Genomic DNA, 17004 nt, shown 5'->3' on the forward strand with positions numbered 1-17004 from the left:
GGCCGGGGATGTCAACATATCTGGCGTTGACTTTTGGCACGCTGTTGAGTTCTCAAGGAACGGACACTTCCTTCGAGCGGCCTTCCGACCAGCCCTCCGGGCGCTTCGTTCGTGTTTCGAGCTTATCAGACCGTTTTCGCGGCGTTAACCGCTGATTTACGTTCTCGACTTGCTCTGTTTACCGCCGTTGCGCGGCGACCTGAGCAACGATAGCGGGTTGGCGGCCGAGTGCCTAATCGAGGTCGGAGCGGATCACCCGGACGGCAGTGGCTCACCCGTGCGGGCGAGGCCGTGGGGGGTTCGCCCGGATGCCGTAGAGTGCGGCGCATCGGCCAAGAGGACTAGACCACTTGAGGGTGGCGGGTTCGGAGGAGAGGGTGCGAGAAGGTCGGTTCGTGTGCGGTCGGGTGGGCGGCGGGATCGATCTTCACCCGGGCGACCCGTGGGTATTACGGGACGAAATGTCCGAGTTGGCATATTTTGGGTCGCGCCGATCAACGAGCCGCTGCCCCGCGGCCGCACGCGATGTACTCCGTACCTGGGAGGCTCCACCATGACCACTGTGACGTCGCCGCTCGCCGGACGTGCCGTCGGGCTCGCCAATGTGCCCGACCCGGTGTTCGCAGGAGCGATGGTGGGGCCGGGGACGGCGATCGATCCGTTGCGGGAGCCGATCGAGGCGGTGTCTCCGGTGGACGGGCAGGTGGTGTCGATGCATCCGCACGCGTTCGTGGTGATGGACGAGAACGGGCACGGCGTGCTGACGCATCTGGGGATCGACACCGTGCAGCTCAATGGGGAGGGGTTCGAGCTGCTGGTGCACAAGGGGGACCGGGTGAAGCGGGGGCAGCCGGTGATCAAGTGGAATCCGGCCGCGGTGGAGGCGGCGGGGAAGTCGCCGATCTCGCCGATCGTGGCGCTGGAGGCGTCGGCGGAGCAGCTGAGCGGGCTGACGGAGTCCGGGGAAGTGACGGCCGGCGGCGAGCTGTTCGTCTGGAACTGACGGCGACGACGGACGAAGGGGTTCGGACCATGGAGCGGACGCTGCGCGGTGTGGGCGTGAGTCACGGGGTCGCCGTCGGGCCGGTGCGTCACATGGGGACGGCGGTGCTGGAGCCGCCGTCCGCCCAGGTCTCGGCTGCCGAGGTGCCGCGCGAGCAGGCTCGGGCGCAGGCCGCGGTGGAGGCGGTGGCGGCGGATCTGATCGCGCGCGGGAATCTGGCGGGCGGTGAGGCGCAGGCGGTGCTGGAGGCCCAGGCGCTGATGGCGCAGGATCCGGAGCTGCTGGCGGACGTGAACCGGCGGATCTCGGAGGGCAACAGCGCTGAGCGCGGGGTGTACGACGCGTTCGCGGCGTACCGGGCCCTGCTGGCTGCGGCGGGCGAGTACCTGGCGGGACGGGTCGCGGACCTGGACGACGTGCGGAACCGGATCGTGGCGCGGCTGTTGGGGGTGCCGATGCCGGGGGTGCCGGACAGTGACGAGCCGTACGTGCTGCTGGCGCGGGACCTGGCGCCGGCGGACACCGCGTTGCTGGATCCGTCGCTGGTGCTGGGGTTCGTGACCGAGGAGGGCGGGCCGACCTCGCACAGTGCGATTCTGGCGCGGGCGATGGGGGTGCCGGCGGTGGTGGCGCTGCCGCGGGCGACGGAGTTGGCGGAGGGGGTGGAGGTCGCGGTGGACGGGTCCAGCGGCGAGGTGCTGGTGGAGCCGTCGGCGGAGCGGCGGGAGGAGCTGCGTCGGCTGGCGGCGGAGCAGCAGGCGGCGCTGGCGGCGTCCTCGGGGCCGGGGCAGACGTCGGACGGGTTCATGGTGCCGCTGCTGGCGAACGTCGGTGGTCCGGCGGATGTGCCGGCGGCGTTGGAGAACGGGGCGGAGGGCGTCGGGCTGTTCCGGACGGAGTTCCTGTTCCTGGACGATTCGGCGAAGGCGCCGAGCGAGGAGAAGCAGGTCCAGGCGTACCGGAAGGTGCTGGAGGCGTTTCCGGACGGCCGGGTGGTGGTGCGGGTGCTGGATGCGGGCGCGGACAAGCCGTTGGACTTCCTGACGCCCGGGGACGAGCCGAATCCGGCGTTGGGGGTGCGGGGGCTGCGGACGCTGTTGGAGCACCCGGAGGTGCTGCGGGGGCAGTTGCGGGCGTTGGCGCGGGCGGCGGAGGGGTTGTCGGTGCGCCTGGAGGTGATGGCGCCGATGGTGGCGGACCGCGACGAGGCGCGGGCGTTCGCGGAGGCCTGCCGGGAGGCGGGGCTGGACGCCAAGTACGGGGTGATGGTGGAGATTCCGTCGGCCGCGCTGCGGGCGGGGGCGTTGCTGCGGGAGGTGGAGTTCCTGTCGCTGGGGACGAACGACCTGGCGCAGTACGCGTTCGCGGCAGACCGGCAGGTGGGGTCGCTGGCGCGGTTGCAGGATCCGTGGCAGCCGGCGCTGTTGGACCTGATCGCGTCGGCGGCGGGGGCGGCGAAGGCAGCGGGGAAGAGTTGCGGGGTGTGCGGGGAGGCCGCGTCGGACCCGCTGCTGGCGTGCGTGCTGACGGGGCTCGGGGTGACCAGTCTGTCGATGGGGGCGGCGGCGATCCCGTACGTGCGGTCGGCGTTGGCGCAGGCCTCGTTGGCGCAGTGCCGGCAGGCGGCGGAGGCGGCGCGGGCGGCGGACTCCGCGACTGAGGCGCGGGCCGCGGCGCGGCAGGTGTTGTCCGTGGCGTAGCCGTCCGGACTCTCGACTCCCGAGGGGTCGCTGCCACCGTGGGGGTTGGCGGCGGCCCCTCGGGGCACTGCTGGGGCGTCAGTGCTTGCGGGTGGTGGCGAGCTGCTCGAAGAAGCGCAGGTGGTCGAGGTTGTCGACGGAGCCGGGGTTGACCGCCTTGGTGAGCGGGGTGCCGGACAGCAGGCGCTTGACGGGGACTTCGAGGCGCTTGCCGGTGAGGGTGTGCGGCAGGCCCCGGACGGTGATCACCTCGTCCGGGACGTGGCGCGGGGAGAGTTCGGTGCGCAGCGAGGTGCGGATCCGGGCGGTGAGGTCCTCGTTCAGGACGGCGCCGGGGGCGAGCACCACGAAGAGCGGCATCCAGTAGCCGCCGTCGGGTTCTTCGAGGCCGATGACCAGGGATTCGGCGATCTCGGGGAGGCGTTCGACGACCTCGTAGATGTCGGCGGAGCCCATCCGGACGCCCTGGCGGTTCAGGGTGGAGTCGGAGCGGCCGTGGATGACGACGGTGCCGCGGCCGGTGGCGGTGATCCAGTCGCCGTGGCGCCAGATGCCGGGGTAGGTGTCGAAGTAGCTGTCGTGGTAGCGGACGCCGTCGGGGTCGTTCCAGAAGCGGGTCGGCATGGACGGCAGCGGCTTGGTGACGACGAGTTCGCCGACCGCGTCGGTGAGCGGGTGGCCGCTGGGGTCCCAGGCTTCGACGGCGGCGCCGAGACAGGGGGCCTGGATCTCGCCGAGGTGGACCGGGAGGGTGGGGACGCCGCCGACGAAGCACGAGCAGACGTCGGTGCCGCCGCTCACGGAGGCGAGCCAGACGTCCGGCTTGACCTCGTCGTAGATCCACTGGAAGCCGTCGGGCGGGAGCGGGGAGCCGGTGGTGCCGATGCAGCGGACGGCGGACAGGTCGAGGTCGCGTCCGGGGTGGAGTTCGGCCTTGCGGCTGGCGATCACGTACGCGGCGGAGGTGCCGAGGACGGTGGTGCGGGTGCGGGCGGCGACGGACCAGAGGGCGCCGGTGTCGGGGTGGCCCGGGCTGCCGTCGTAGGTGACGATCGTGGTTCCGGTGAGCAGGCCGGCGAGCAGGAAGTTCCACATCATCCAGCCGGTGGACGTGTACCAGAGGAAGCGGTCGTCCGGGCCGAGGTCGAGGTGGAGGGCGGCCTGCTTGAGGTGTTCGACCAGGATGCCGCCCTGGCTCTGCACGATGGCCTTGGGGAGGCCGGTGGTGCCGGAGGAGTAGAGCACCCAGAGCGGGTGGTCGAACGGGACGGGTTCGAAGACCGGCTCGGTGTCGGCGGCCGTGAGGTCGTCGTAGTGGAGGGCGCCCTCGGGGGCGGGGGTGTCGAGCAGCGGGACGTGGACGACCGCGCGGAGGGTGGGGAGTTCGCGGCGGAGCTCGGCGACCACCTCGGTGCGGTCGTGGTTCTTGCCGCCGTAGTGGTAGCCGTCGACGGCGAACAGGACGGTCGGCTCGATCTGCTGGAAGCGGTCGAGGACGCTGCGGGCGCCGAAGTCCGGGGCGCAGCTGGTCCAGGTCGCGCCGACGGCGGCGGTGGCGAGCAGGGCGACGGCGGCCTGCGGGAGGTTCGGCAGGTAAGCGCTTACCCGGTCGCCCGGGCGGACGCCGTTGGCGCGCAGTGCGGCGGCCAACGAGCCGACCTGGCGGCGCAGTTCGGACCAGGTGATGGCGACGGGCTCGGCGCTGCGCTCGTCGAGGTGCAGGACGGCCGGGCGGTCGGCGTTGGCCGGGTCCTCGGCGGCGCGCAGGGCGTGCTCGGCGTAGTTGAGGGTGGCGCCCGGGAACCAGCTCGCGCCCGGCATGGTGGCCGGCTCAGCGAGGACGGCGGTGGGCGGGGTCTGGAAGCGCACGTCGAAGTACTCGGTGACGGCGGTCCAGAAGCGCGGGAGGTCCTCGGTGGACCAGCGGTGGAGGTCCGCGTAGCGGGTCGCGGCCTCGGTGTCGGTGGTGACCGGTGCGAGCGGGGCGGCCGGGGCTCCGTGGTGCTCGGCGGCCCAGCGCTGGAAGTCGACCAGCCGGCTGGCGGCGGCGCGGGCCGGGTCCGGGCGCCAGAGGGGCTCGGGGTGCTGCTGGTCCTGGGGGGTCGGAGGGGTGCTCACGTGGTGGTCTCCAGGCCGGTGGGGACGGATGGGCTTGTGGCAGGCCGTCCGTGGGTGCTGACGGTGCAGACCATGCCATGTGATCGGCCGGGGGTCCAGGGTTCGTCCTGGTGGTGGAGCGGGTGGGGCGCCGCGGTGGGGGGTGGGCGCTGGGACGGTGACTGCACGGTGGGTGGTGGGCTGCGGTGGGGGGTGGTAGGACGGCGGGATGACGGTGGCTTATGACGTGGTGATCGTGGGTGGCGGGCACAACGGGCTGGTGGCGGCCGGGTATTTGGGGCGGGCCGGGTTGCGGGTGCTGGTGCTGGAACGGCTCGGACACCTGGGCGGGGCCGCGGTCTCGGAACGGGCGTTCCCCGGGGTGGACGCGCGGCTGTCGCGGTACTCGTACCTGGTGAGCCTGTTGCCGCGGCGGATCCTCGCCGACCTGGGCGTGCGGGTGGAGCTGCGGCGTCGACGGATCTCCTCCTACACCCCGTGGGAGCGGGACGGGCGGGTCGGCGGGCTGCTGGTGGATGCCTCGGACGAGCGGCGGACGGCCGAGTCCTTCCGCGAACTGACGGGCGGGGACGTCGAGTTCGCTTCGTGGCGGGAGTTCTACGGGATGACCGGGCGGGTGGCGCGGCGGGTGTTCCCGACCTTGACGGAGCCGCTGCCGTCGCGGGCGGAACTGCGGGCGGCGGTCGACGATCCGACGGCCTGGGCGGAGTTGTTCGAGCGGCCGTTGGGCGAGGCGTTGGAGCGGCGGTTCGCCGACGACCTGGTGCGGGGTGTGGTGCTGACGGACGCCCTGATCGGGACGTTCACGCATGCGCACGATCCCTCGCTGCGCCAGAACCGGTGCTTCCTCTACCACGTCATCGGCGGCGGGACCGGGGACTGGGACGTGCCGATGGGCGGCATGGGCGCGGTGACGGGTGCGCTGGCGGAGGCGGCCCGGGCGGGCGGTGCGGAGTTCCGGACGGGGTGCGAGGTGGTCGCGGTGGACCCGGGCGTGAAGGGGCGGCCGGCCGAGGTCGGGTACCTGGACGCGGACGGGGTGGAGCGCCGGGTCGGGGCGCGGTGGGTGCTGTGCAACGCTGCGCCGGTGGAGCTGGCGCGGCTGGTGGGGGCGGGGGGCCTGTCCGGGGCGGGTGGCGTGTCCGGGGCGGGGGCGGGCGGCGTTTCGGTGGTGGGGGCCGGGGGTGGGGCGGGGGCCGGCGTGCCGGAAGGGGCGCAGTTGAAGGTCAACATGCTGCTGCGTCGGCTGCCCGGGCTGCGGGACGGGGCGGTGGATGTGCGGGACGCGTTCGGGGGGACGTTTCATGTGGCGGAGTCGTACCGGGAGTTGGAAAGCGCTTACCGGACGGCCTCGGCGGGGCGGCTCCCCTCCCCCGCGCCGTCCGAGATCTACTGCCACTCGCTGGCGGACCGTTCGATCCTGGGACCGGAGGTGCCCGCCGGTTGGCACACGCTCACGCTGTTCGGACTGCAGCTGCCGGCGCGGCTGTTCAGCGGCCCCGGGGATGCGGGCGGGATGCGGCAGGCGGCGTTGGCGGGTGTGATGGCGGCGCTCGACGGGGTGCTGGCGGAGCCGCTCGCGGACTGCCTCGCGGTGGACGGGGAGGGTCGGCCCTGCCTGGAGGTACGGAGCCCGCTGGACCTGGAGGCCGACCTCCGGCTGCCGGGCGGCAACATCTTCCACCGGGAGCTGGCGTTCCCGTTCCGGGACGGCGGCGGGGACGGTGCCGAGATCCCGGGGGTGGGGGCCGGGCGGTGGGGCGTGGAGACTGCGGACGCGCGCGTGCTGGTGTGCGGGGCCGGGGCGGTGCGGGGTGGCGGGGTCAGCGGGATTCCCGGGCACAACGCGGCGATGGCGGTGCTGGGGCGGTAGCGGCGGGGGTGACGGGGCTGGCGGGGGGGGACGTGGCGGGGGGAGGGCGGAAAGCGCTTACCCGTTGGGGGTGGCGGGGTGTGTCGGATTGTGTCGCGATGGACGGAAGGCGCTTACCCGTTGAGGTCGAGACGGTGCGGCGCGAGGGCGCGGTAGGCGCATGTCAATTCGAGATCGCGCGCCGAGCAGAGCCGATCATTGACGGTCGTTTTCGAAGCGGTGCCTGGGAAAGCGCTTTCCCGTTGGGTTCCGCGATGCCCGAACGGCGGACGGTAAGCGCTTTCCCGCTCCGCCGCCGGGGCTGCTCCCCCCGGCTATCGCGTGGCTGGCAGGTGGGTGAAGTCGCCGTTGAACCAGGAGCGGGCCACCCGGGTGTGGAAGGGGAAGGCGAGCGGGGTGTCGGCGGTGGCGAGTTGCCAGCCGTCGGTTTCGTCGGTGGGGGTGGACGGGGGGAGGTCGGCGAGGTTGCGGGCGGGGAGGAGGGCGAAGAGGCAGAGGAAGCCGCCGAGGGTGTCCGAGTCGGTGGAGACCAGGCGAGCGTCGGCGGGGTCGGCGAGGATGCCGGTCTCCTCGCGGAGTTCGCGGACGGCGGCCTGCTGCCAGCTCTCGCCGTAGTCGATGTAGCCGCCGGGCAGGGCGAGTTGGCCGAAGCCGGGTTCGATGGTGCGGCGGATGACGGTGAGCCGGGTGTCCCCGTCGGGGTGGTGGACCGGGAGGAGGGCGACGGTGACCGGGAGGGGGTTGCGGTAGCTGGTCTCGTGGCAGCCGGGGCAGGTGCGGGGCCAGGTCGCGGTGCCGGCCGGGTAGGGCGTTCCGCACCAGTGGCAGTGCGAGTTGGGGCCGAAGAGGGCGGGACGGGCGGACGGCTGGGTCGTCATGGAGGGATGGTAGTTCGATCGGGTGAGCGGCCGGGCGGGAAAAGGGAAGCGGGAGCCGGGGGCGTGCGGTGGTGCGGGTGGAGCGGCCGGGGGCGTCGCGGTTCCGCCGGGCGGGTGAATGCGGAGCACGCGGTTGGAATTCGGACGCAGGGGCGCGATAGCGATGGGGCACGCCCGCGAAAGACGCCGGCGCCGAATTGCTTAAGGATGATTGTGCGATCAATTCTGGTTTCCCTGGTGGCCGCAGCCTCGGTGCTCGGCATGGCCGCCCCAGCGCCCGCGGCGACGCGGGCGGCGAGCGGTGAGGTGGTGGTGTTCTCCAGCGAGCTGCTGCCGCTGGACGTCTACCGCGACCCGTCCGGTTGCCAGCAACTCCCCACGGTCGCCCACGTGTTGAACAACCAGACCGACCGTCCGGTGCAGGTGTACGGCAACCCGTTCTGCATCGGCCCGTCGGTGGCGGTGCAGCCCGGTTACGGGACGCACGTGCCGGGTGGTGCGGGGAGCTTCTCGGCCTGAACCTGCGGGTCGGAAATGCGTGCGGGTGGGCGGCGGAATGGTCGCCCACCCGCTTTTCGGCTTATCACAGAAATGCATCGAATCGGTGGTGTTGTGCCATCATGTTCAGCGCCGACTTCTCGCCCGTCGCGGCGAATTGGCGCGCTGTCAGCGCGGTCGGCCCGTTGTCTGAGGCCCCCCGGCGCAGTGGTGTACCCGGGTTGCGGCCGTCATTGAGAGGACTGCGTTTCCGTGGAGCATGTCGCTGTGTCCGCCGCCCCGGAGGTGGCGGTCGCTGCCCCGGAGGCGGCTGCCGCCGGCTCGGGGGCGGCAACTGTCCGGGGAACGGCCCCGGCTTCCTGGCGGGCGTACGCCAGGTTGGCCAAACTCGACATCTACGACTACTACTTGAGCGTTCCGCTGGTGGCCGCGATGGTGCTGGCGACCGGTGCGGGAGCCGGGGCGGGTGTCGGGGGCACGGTGGCGGTGCTGCTGCTGTTCCTCGGCGGCGAGGTCGCGATGAGCGCGGCCATGTGCACCTTCGACGACGTGACCGGGTACCGGGACGGCAGCGACGCGGTGAACTACGGTCCGGACGCGCCGGCCCGCCGATTGGCTCGAAAGCCTTTGGTGACAGGCACGTTGACGGAGCCGCAGGCGATCAGGTTCGGCTGGGCGTCGGTGGCGGCGTGCGTGCTGTGCTGGCTGGCGGCGGTCGCGCTGGCGCCGGCCCGGCCGGGCTGGGCGGTGGCCGGGGTGGTCGCGCTGGCGGTGTGCGGCTTCCAGTACTCGTGGTGGCTGCGGATCAGCTACAACGGCTTCCAGGAGTTCTTCCTGGCCGCTCTCGGCTGGCTGTTCGTGCTGCCGCTGTACGGGCTGCTGACCGGCCGCTTCGACGGCTTCGTCGCGGTGCAGGCGCTGGTGTTCGGCCTGGGTCCGCTGCTGTTCGGCGTGTACTCCAACACCAATGACATTCCGGGTGACCGGGCGGTGGGCCGCAAGACGGTCGCCGTACTGGCCTCGCCGCGCGGCAACTCCGCTTTCGTGGCCGGGTGTTCGGCGCTGGAGGCGGCGCTGCTGGTGGGTTCGGCGGTCGCCGGGATCGCGCCGTGGTGGTTCCCACTGGTGATGGCGCCCGTGATCGCGCTGCGGGGCCGGCAGTGGGTGCTGGGCTTCGTCCGGGGCGACATCCTGGTGGCCCGCCGGCTCGGCATCCACCTGCACCGGCTGTGCTGTGCGCTGCTGGTGGGCGTGGACCTGGCGGTCGCGGTGTTCGGCGGCGGACTGTGACGGGGCCGGGCCGGACCACCCGGCGCGGCGGCTCGTTCGCGTCCCTGGCGCGGCGGCTGCCGCTGGACCTGGGCCCGCTCTTCGACACGCTGGCCGAACAACGCCCCTCCGTGGAAGTCCAGTTGGGGCGGCCGCTGGATCTGGCGCCGGACGGCGGCACAGCCTGGGACACCGCCGCGCTGGCCGAGTTGGTGCGCGAGACCGCGGCCTGGCTGGCGGCGGCGGGGGCGCGTCCGGGGTCGTCGGTGGCGATCGTCAAGCGCAACCACTGGGACTACGTGCTGCTGGCGTGTGCGGCGGCGCGGCTCGGGGCGGTGCCGGCGCTGCTCTCCGACCGGGTCGCGCCGGACGGGTTGGCGGCGCTGCTGAACCGGTTGCGTCCGGACGTGCTGGTCACCCAGCGGGACGTCCTGGCGGGTGCCCGGGCGGCCGGGCACGACCTGGACCGGCTGGCTGTCCGGACGGTGTGCCTGGACGGGCCGGCGGAGGGTGCGTCGACGCCGGACGACCTGCGGGGCGGGGCGGTTCCGCCGGTGCACTCGCGCGGGGACGACGAGCCGCTGGCGATCATTCACACCTCGGGGACCACCGGGGTGCCCAAGCTGGTGGTGCACTCCACCCGGACGTTGATCCGGCGGCTGTCCGCGTTCGAGGCGCGGCCGTGGCCGGTGCTGTCGGTGCGGAGTGACGACACGGTGGCCAGTGCCATCTCCTTCGCGCACGGGCGTGCCCTGACCTGGACGGTCAGTGCGTTCTGGCGCGCGCCGCGGACCGTCGCCCTGCTGCCGGACTCCGACCTGTCGACGGCCGCCGCGCTGCTGCGCAGCCACCCTCCGACGGTACTGGAGGCGATGCCGTCCCACTACGTGCGGTGGCAGCAGTTGGCGGTCGGCGACGGGACGGGGGACGCGGCTGCGACGGCGGGGAATCCGTTCCGGGACGTGCGGCTGTTCATCTCGACCTTCGACGCGATGCATCCGCCGACGGTGCGGGCCTTCCTGAACGCGAGTCGGCGGCGGCGGCCGTTGTGGATGCAGGGGTGGGGGCAGAGCGAGACCGGCCCGTTGAGTTTCCGGTTCCTGACTCGGAAAACGCTTTCCGCACCCGTTGGTCGGCATCCGACCACACGTGATCTGGGGCGACCGGTGCCCGGGTGGGTGCGGGTGAAGGTGGCGGATCCGGAGCAGCCCGGGCGGTCGGTCCGGCGGGGTGAGACGGGGATGCTGTACGCCCGTACCGGGGCGCTCTGCCTCGGCTATCTCGGCGAGCCGGAACGGTGGGCGCAGAAGGTCGACGGCCCGTGGTTCAACACCGGTGACCTCGGGGTGCACACCCGGGACGGGCGGGTGTTCGTGCTGGACCGGGAGGTGGACATGGTTCCCGGGCTGAGCTGCGTCGAGATCGAGGACGTGCTGCACGAGCGCCTCCCGGACGTCGAGGAGGCCGTGCTGCTCTCGGTGGCGGACGGCTGCCCGCAGCCGGTGCTGGTCACCGCGGCCGGCGAGCTCGACCCGCAGCGCTGGCAGGACGCGGTGCGGGATCTGCCGCCGCTGGCCGAGCCGTTGCTCGTCCCCTGGGACGCGGTGCCGCGGACGGCCACCGGGAAGGTGCGGCGGCACGAGCTGCGCGAGCAGGTGTTGGCGGGGAGTTCGCCGATCGGTACGGGGCGGTGGACCTGAGCCGGCCTCGGGTCGGCACCCGGTAGGGGCCCGGGCCGGTGGCGCGGGCCCCGCAGGGGGTGGCGGGCGGAGTGGCGGGACGGATGGCGCACGGCGGACCGCGGGCGACTGTCGGCGGAGTGAGGAGTTGGGCGTGGACGAGCTCGATGTAGCGGTGGTGGGTGCGGGGATCGCGGGGTTGTCCGCGGCACACCGGCTGGCTGCCGCCGGACGCGAGGTGCGGGTCTTCGAGGGCGCGGACCGGGTGGGCGGACGGATGGCGTCCACCAGGGTTGACGGCTGGCTGCTCGACGAGGGCGCGGAGACCATCGCGGGCGCCGGGTACGAGGCGACCTGGGAGTTGATTCGCGCGGTCGGCATCCCGGAGGCGGAGGTGCCGGTGATCGAGCCGGGCTTCGCGCTGTGGCGGGGCGGCCGGGCGCACGCCCATCTGGGCCACCCGAAGGGGCTGTTGACGGGTGCCGGGCTGTCCTGGCGGGGCCGGGCGGCGTGGCTGCGGTTCGCGGTGGAGCTGTCCACGTCCTGGCGCGGCTTCGACCCGGACCGGCCGGAGACCGCGCCCAGCCGCGACCGGACGCTCAGCGAGTTCTGCTCGGGTTCGGCCGGGCGGCAGGAGCTGCTGGCGGCGATGCTGCAACCGCTTTCCAGTCACTGTTTCGGCTGGCGGCCGGAGAGTTCGGCGGTCGCGCCGATGGTGGCGACGCTGATGTCGGTCGGCGGGGCCGGTGCGCGCTGGATGACCTACCGGGACGGCATGGACACCCTGGCCCGACGGCTCGCGGAGCGCCTGCGGGTGGAGCTGGGCTCGCCGGTGGCGGCCGTCGAGGAGCGGCCCGGCGGCGCCGGTGTGCTGCTGCGGTTCGCCGACGGTGCGGAGGTGCTCGCCCGGCAGGTGGTGCTGGCGGTGCCGGCGCCGCTGGCGTTGGAGCTGCACGACGGGGTGGCGGAGGACGCGCGGCCGTACCTGGCGGCGAGTACGTACACGCCGATGCTCAAGGTCGCGTGCCTGCTGGACCGTCCGCTGCCGAGTCCGACCCGCTCCCCCAGTTACGCGGTGTCGGTGCCGGAGAGCGAGAGCCGGGTGTGCACCGGGCTGATCCTCGACCACTTGAAGGCGCAGGGCCGTGCTCCTGAGGGGCGGGGGCTGGCGAGTGTGTTCGCGTCGCCGTGGATCTCCCCCGAGCTGATGGACGAGTCCGACGAGCGGGTGGTGGAGACGGTCTGCACGGAGGCCGAGCGCTTCCTGCCGGGGCTGCGGGAGGCGACCGTCCGCACGTTGGTGCACCGGTTCCGGCTCGGGCTGCCGCAGGGTTCGCCGGCGGCGGTGCGGGAGCGTGCCGCGTTCCTGGCGCGGCCGGCGCGGGCCGTGGAGTACGCCGGGGACTGGGTGATGCTGCGGCCGAGCAGTGAAGGGGCGGTTCGTTCGGGCAGGTTGGCGGCTGAGCGGGTGCTCGCGTTCGGTGCGGAGCGGACCGGGGCGGTGGCGGTGCCGGGGCCTCGTGCTGCAGGGGTGGGTGGCTCGCTGGCGGGCGGCTCGGAGAGCGGTTCGGGGGGTGGCTGTCCGGTGGCGGGTGGCTCGGGGTCGGGGGCTTCGGGTGAGCGGGCCGGTGGCGCGGCCGGGGCGGTCTGATGGGCGGCGTGGTACGGGAGTTGGCGGGTGGGGGCGGGCGGGGCTCGTATCTGTTCGACAACGCCAGCGTGCATGCGGGTGGTCAACACCGGTGCCTGGCAGGGTGGTTGGACCGGATCAGCATCGGTGAGCTGAGTCGGGTCGGGGTGCGTCCCGGGAGCAGCTGTCTTGACGTCGGGGCCGGCGCGGGGAGCATCGCGGTCTGGTTGGCGGACCAAGTGGGGCCGGAGGGTGCGGTGTTGGCCACGGACCTGGTGCCGCTGCCGATGGCGGAGCGTCCCGGGTTGGCGGTGCGGCGGCACGACGTGGTGCGGGACGCGTTGCCCGAGGACGCGTTCGACCTGGTGCACGTGCGGCTGGTGCTGTCCCATCTGCCGCAGCGGGACGCCGTGTTGGTGCGCCTGTTCGCGGCGTTGCGGCCGGGTGGCGTGCTGCACCTGCTGGAGTTCGATGCCGAGTACGCGCCGGTGCTGACCGTCCCCGACGAGCGCGCCCGTGATCTCTACGAGCGTTACCAGCAGGCCAAGTTGCGGGCCTTCCGGGCGCGCGGCTCGGACCAGGGCTGGGGGCGGAAGTGTGCCGCCGCGCTGGTGCGGGCCGGGTTCGTGGGAGTCGAGGCGTCGCCGTATCTCGACACGCTCGCACCCGGTACGCCGCAGCTGGAGATGCAGGTGCACAACACCTGGCACCTGCGTGACGCGCTGCTGCGCGAGGGCTTGACGGACGACGAACTCGCCGAGCTGCGGGCCATGTTCACCGATCCGGTGTTCCGGGCCTGCTCGAACGTGGTGTACGCGGTGCACGGTCGCAAGCCGTGAGGGTGCCCGTCCCCGCCGCTCGGCGGTGGACGGTTCGGTCGGGTCGGGTGTGACCGTAGTGGCCTCTCGGTGGGGCGGGGCGGGTGGGTGCGGCTGTCCTGGCCCATGACGGGTCTGGGAGATAGTGGGATGGCGATCGATCAACTGCTCGGCGACACAAGGGTGGAGGCTTCGGCGACTCAGGGTTCGCCACGGGTCGCTTCTCGCGTTGCGAGTGATCTGCTGCGGGCCGCTGGAGTCGAGGTGGCGGAGACGGCCGGCGGCGTGCTGGAGGTCGGCGGGGGTCTGCTCTGCCGGTTGACCTGGGCGGGGCCGGTGGCGCTTCCGTTGCGGAGCGAGGCGGGCGTGCAGGCGGCCTGCGGGGTGATGCACGTCCACGGGCGCAGGTACGGCGGTCCGCGGCTGCTGGGTGTGGACTTCGCGTCGGTCGCGGCCGGGGTTCTGGCGGCCGGTGGTGCTCTTGCGGCTTTGCGGGCACGGGAGTTGGGCGCGCCGTACCGGGAGGTGGAGGTCTCGGTGGCGCAGGCCGCACTGCTCGGGCTGTCGCAGTACCTGGCTGCGGCGACGGCGGAGGAACCGTGTGCGGAGCCGGTGGGGGTGGGCGGTCCGCCGTTCCGGTCGGCGGACGGGGTCTGGTTCGAGTTGGAGGCGTTGGCGCCTGACGGCTGGTTGAGGTTCTGGACCGAACTCGGCGTCGAGCGGCGGGTGGTGGGCCGCTCCTGGCTTCCGTTCCAGGCGCGGTACGGGACGGCGACATGTCCGCTGCCAGGTGAACTCTTCGTGGCGGCCGGTCAGTTGAGCTTTGGCGGGCTGGCTGCGCTGGCGGAGCGGTGCGGTGTGGGTGCGACGGCGGTGGAGGCTCGGCCGGCGGTGGTGGGCGGGGTGCCGTGGGAACTGCGGCAGCTGCGGGAGCTTCGGGGGCTGCGGGCGCTACGGGAGGGGGTGGCGGCGGGCGGGCGTGGCCCGTTGGGTGGTGTCACGGTCGTGGAGGTGGCGCGTCGCGTTCAAGGGCCCATGGCGGGGCGGGTGTTGAGCCTGTTGGGTGCGCGGGTGGTGCGGGTCGAGCCGCTCGGCGGGGATCCGTTGCGGGGCGTGCCGCCGATGACCGCGATCGACGGGGAGCCGGTGTCGGCGCGGTTCGCTGCGCTCAACCGTGGCAAGGAGGTGCTTCAAGCGGATCTTCGGTCGGGTGAAGGGCGGGCCGCTGTACGGGAGTTGGTGCGGGGAGCGGATGTACTGCTGCACTCGCTTGCGCCGGAGAAGGTGGCCGGGCTCGGTCTGGACGCGGAGACGCTGACCGCTGTCCGGCCCGGGCTGGTGTACGCGCAGGCGTCCGGGGGCGCGCCCGGAGTGAACACCGACTATCCGGTGCAGGCGCGCTCGGGCCTGGCCGGGGTGCTGGCCCCGCCCGGACTGCCGCCGCAACCGACGCTACTGACGGTGTGCGACGTGCTGGGTGGCCTGGTCTGCGCGACGGCGACCGTCGCCGGCCTGGCCGCGAGGGCCCGGACGGGGCGGGCGCAGCGGGTGGAGTCGTCCCTGCTGTCGGCGGCGCGGCTGCTGTGCGGGGCGCCAAGTGCGCCGGACGGTTCTGTTGATGGGGTCGAGGTGTGCACGGACCTGTCGGCGCTGGCGGGCGACGCGCGGTTCGGTTCGGCGCTGGACGGTTCGGCGCTGGACGGTTCGGGGTGTGTGGTGGTCCGTGCGCCGTGGGAGTTCCGGGCGTGAGCGGGTGGCGGTGGCGCGAGCGGCGCCCACGACCGCTGTGCGGACGCGCGGCCCGGTGGACACCCCGACGCCGGGGCTTGGTTGGGCGGGGGCGGCGGCGTTGTGCGTACGGGCGGGGGGTCTGCCGGTGCGGGCCTCCGGCGGAGGGGGCGACGGAGGAGCGGGGCGGGGGCCTGTGGATGGGGACTGCTTGGGCGGCTCGTTGTGCTCGTAGGGGGGCCGGGTGCTCTGGTGCGGGGTGCTGGGGGTTTTGGGCGCGGTGGGGGTTTGGGGTGGGACGGCGTCCGGGTGGGGGTGGCGGGGTGCCAGGGGCGCTGCCTGGGGTGGGGGGTGGTGACCACCTGGCGGGGCGACGGGTGTGCCGTGGGCGGACGGCGGTGGGTGGGCGAGGCCGCGTTGGGGTGGGGTCTGCCGACTCGGGCGGGCGGGGGGTCGGTGGGGCAGGTCGGTGCCTGCGCGGGGGCGCTCACCGGGCTGCGTTGGGAGGTGGCGTTCCTCCCGTTGGGATGGGCCCGCGTATCGATGGGCGGCCAGGCGCAGCGGGGGCACGGACGTCGAATGCCGCGGCGGGTGGCGTTGCCAGCAGCAGGGTTCGGCGGCGGGAGGTGTGCGGTGGGCGGACGGCCGCTGTGTCCGGCTCGGCGGCGGGTGGGCGGGGCCGCGTTGGGGCGGGGTCTCGGAGTTCGGGTAGGCGGCGGGTCGGTGGGGTGGGTCGATGTCCGTACAGGGGTGCTCACGGTGCTGCGCCGAGAGGTGGCCGACCAGGCGCAGGAGGGGCACGGGCTTCGTGTGCCAGTGCGGGCGGGCCTGCTGACAGCGGCATGGTTCGGCGGCGGGAGGCATGCGGTGGGCGGACGGGAGCGGTGTCCGCTTCGGCAACGGGTGGGCGAGGCCGTGTTGGGGTGGGGGCTGCCTGTTCGGGAGGGCTGCGGGTCGGTGGGGCAGGTCGGTGTCCGTACAGGGGGGCTCACGGTGCTGCGCCGAGAGGTGGCGTTACTCCCGTCGGGGCGGACCCGTGTAGAGGTGGTCGACCAGGCGTAGGAGGGGCACGGACGTCGAATGCCGCGGCGGGTGGCGTTGCTAGCAGCGGGGTTCGGCGGTGGGAGGTGTGCGGTGGGCGGACGGCCGCTGTGTCCGGCTCGGCGGCGGGCGGGCGAGGCCGCGTTGGGGCGGGGTCTCGGAGTTCGGGCAGGCGGCGGGTCGGTGGGGTGGGTCGGTGTCCGTACAGGGGTAGTCACGGGCTGGCGCCGAGAGGTGGCGTTCCTCCCGTCGGGGCGGACCCGCGTAGAGGTGGGCAGCCAGGCGCAGCGGGGCCATGGCCTTCCGGTGCGTGGGCAGGTAGCGGGACACGGAAGCGGCGGGTGTGCCGGGGACGGGCAACTGGGGCGGGGGGCGCGGTTCGCGGTGCTGCGCCTGCGTTCAGGGCGAACGGGCGACGGACCGGTGGGGTGGGTCGGCGCGGGGGCGATCAGGTGCCGACGGGTGTTTCGCCGATCGGGGCGGGCCTGTGTAGAAGTGGTCGGCCCAGCCCGGCGGGGGCACGGCTGTCGTGTGCCCGTGCGGGTGCTGCTGGCAGTGGCTCGGCTCGGCGGCAGGAGGTGTGCCGTGGGCGGACGGGAGCAGTGCCCGCTTCGGCGGCGGGCGGGCGAGGCCGCATTGGGGCGGGGTCTGCGTGTTCGGGTAGGCGGCCGGTCGGTGGGGCGGGTCGCTGTCCGCGCGGGGCTGCGCCGAGAGGTGGCGTTCCGATGGGCCTGCGTATTGGTGACCGACCAGGCGCAGGAGGGGAACG

The 17004-nt window shown here is 73.5% G+C and carries 11 protein-coding genes; 9 read left to right on the forward strand and 2 right to left on the reverse strand.

Annotated elements, in window-relative coordinates; translation table 11 throughout:
* The first annotated feature begins 553 nt into the window (after positions 1-553).
* Positions 554-1003, forward strand: a complete 450-nt coding sequence (locus tag ACWEMJ_RS03775) for a PTS sugar transporter subunit IIA (RefSeq protein WP_452135320.1) — start codon at positions 554-556, stop codon at positions 1001-1003.
* 29 nt (positions 1004-1032) lie between these two features.
* Entirely contained in the window at positions 1033-2703 is a 1671-nt protein-coding gene (gene ptsP, locus ACWEMJ_RS03780; RefSeq protein WP_452135321.1) for a phosphoenolpyruvate--protein phosphotransferase, read from the forward strand.
* Between the two features lie 78 nt (positions 2704-2781).
* Here the strand turns inward: ptsP and ACWEMJ_RS03785 are convergent, their stop codons facing one another.
* Complete coding sequence (locus ACWEMJ_RS03785) at positions 2782-4821, reverse strand: acetoacetate--CoA ligase (protein ID WP_452135322.1); 2040 nt, start codon at positions 4819-4821, stop codon at positions 2782-2784.
* Positions 4822-5029: 208 nt separating this feature from the next.
* On the opposite strand from ACWEMJ_RS03785, the gene ACWEMJ_RS03790 reads away from it, so the two are divergent.
* Positions 5030-6694 (forward strand): phytoene desaturase family protein, encoded by a 1665-nt coding sequence (locus ACWEMJ_RS03790; protein ID WP_452135323.1) that lies wholly within the window; start codon positions 5030-5032, stop codon positions 6692-6694.
* Between the two features lie 314 nt (positions 6695-7008).
* Here ACWEMJ_RS03790 and ACWEMJ_RS03795 read toward each other — a convergent pair whose 3' ends face one another.
* The gene (locus ACWEMJ_RS03795) at positions 7009-7572 is read right to left on the reverse strand and encodes an NUDIX domain-containing protein (RefSeq protein WP_452135324.1); all 564 of its coding nucleotides are present in this window, start codon (positions 7570-7572) and stop codon (positions 7009-7011) included.
* A gap of 237 nt (positions 7573-7809) precedes the next feature.
* On the opposite strand from ACWEMJ_RS03795, the gene ACWEMJ_RS03800 reads away from it, so the two are divergent.
* From ACWEMJ_RS03800 to ACWEMJ_RS03825, 6 genes are all read left to right on the forward strand, one after another.
* Positions 7810-8091: a hypothetical protein gene (locus ACWEMJ_RS03800; RefSeq protein ID WP_452135325.1), complete on the forward strand. Its 282-nt coding sequence runs from the start codon at positions 7810-7812 to the stop codon at positions 8089-8091.
* Positions 8092-8322: 231 nt separating this feature from the next.
* Entirely contained in the window at positions 8323-9360 is a 1038-nt protein-coding gene (locus ACWEMJ_RS03805; RefSeq protein WP_452135326.1) for a UbiA family prenyltransferase, read from the forward strand.
* On the forward strand, positions 9357-11039 hold the full coding sequence (locus tag ACWEMJ_RS03810; RefSeq protein ID WP_452135327.1) for a class I adenylate-forming enzyme family protein: 1683 nt from the start codon (positions 9357-9359) through the stop codon (positions 11037-11039). Before ACWEMJ_RS03805 ends, ACWEMJ_RS03810 begins: the two co-directional genes overlap by 4 nt.
* Before the next feature lie 133 nt (positions 11040-11172).
* Positions 11173-12669: a protoporphyrinogen/coproporphyrinogen oxidase gene (locus ACWEMJ_RS03815; protein ID WP_452135328.1), complete on the forward strand. Its 1497-nt coding sequence runs from the start codon at positions 11173-11175 to the stop codon at positions 12667-12669.
* Positions 12669-13487 (forward strand): class I SAM-dependent methyltransferase, encoded by an 819-nt coding sequence (locus ACWEMJ_RS03820; RefSeq protein WP_452135329.1) that lies wholly within the window; start codon positions 12669-12671, stop codon positions 13485-13487. The genes ACWEMJ_RS03815 and ACWEMJ_RS03820 overlap by 1 nt, the downstream gene beginning before the upstream one ends.
* Before the next feature lie 129 nt (positions 13488-13616).
* Entirely contained in the window at positions 13617-15215 is a 1599-nt protein-coding gene (locus ACWEMJ_RS03825; RefSeq protein WP_452135330.1) for a CoA transferase, read from the forward strand.
* Positions 15216-17004: the final 1789 nt, after the last annotated feature.

The sequence above is a fragment of the Kitasatospora sp. NPDC004531 genome (assembly GCF_053602195.1).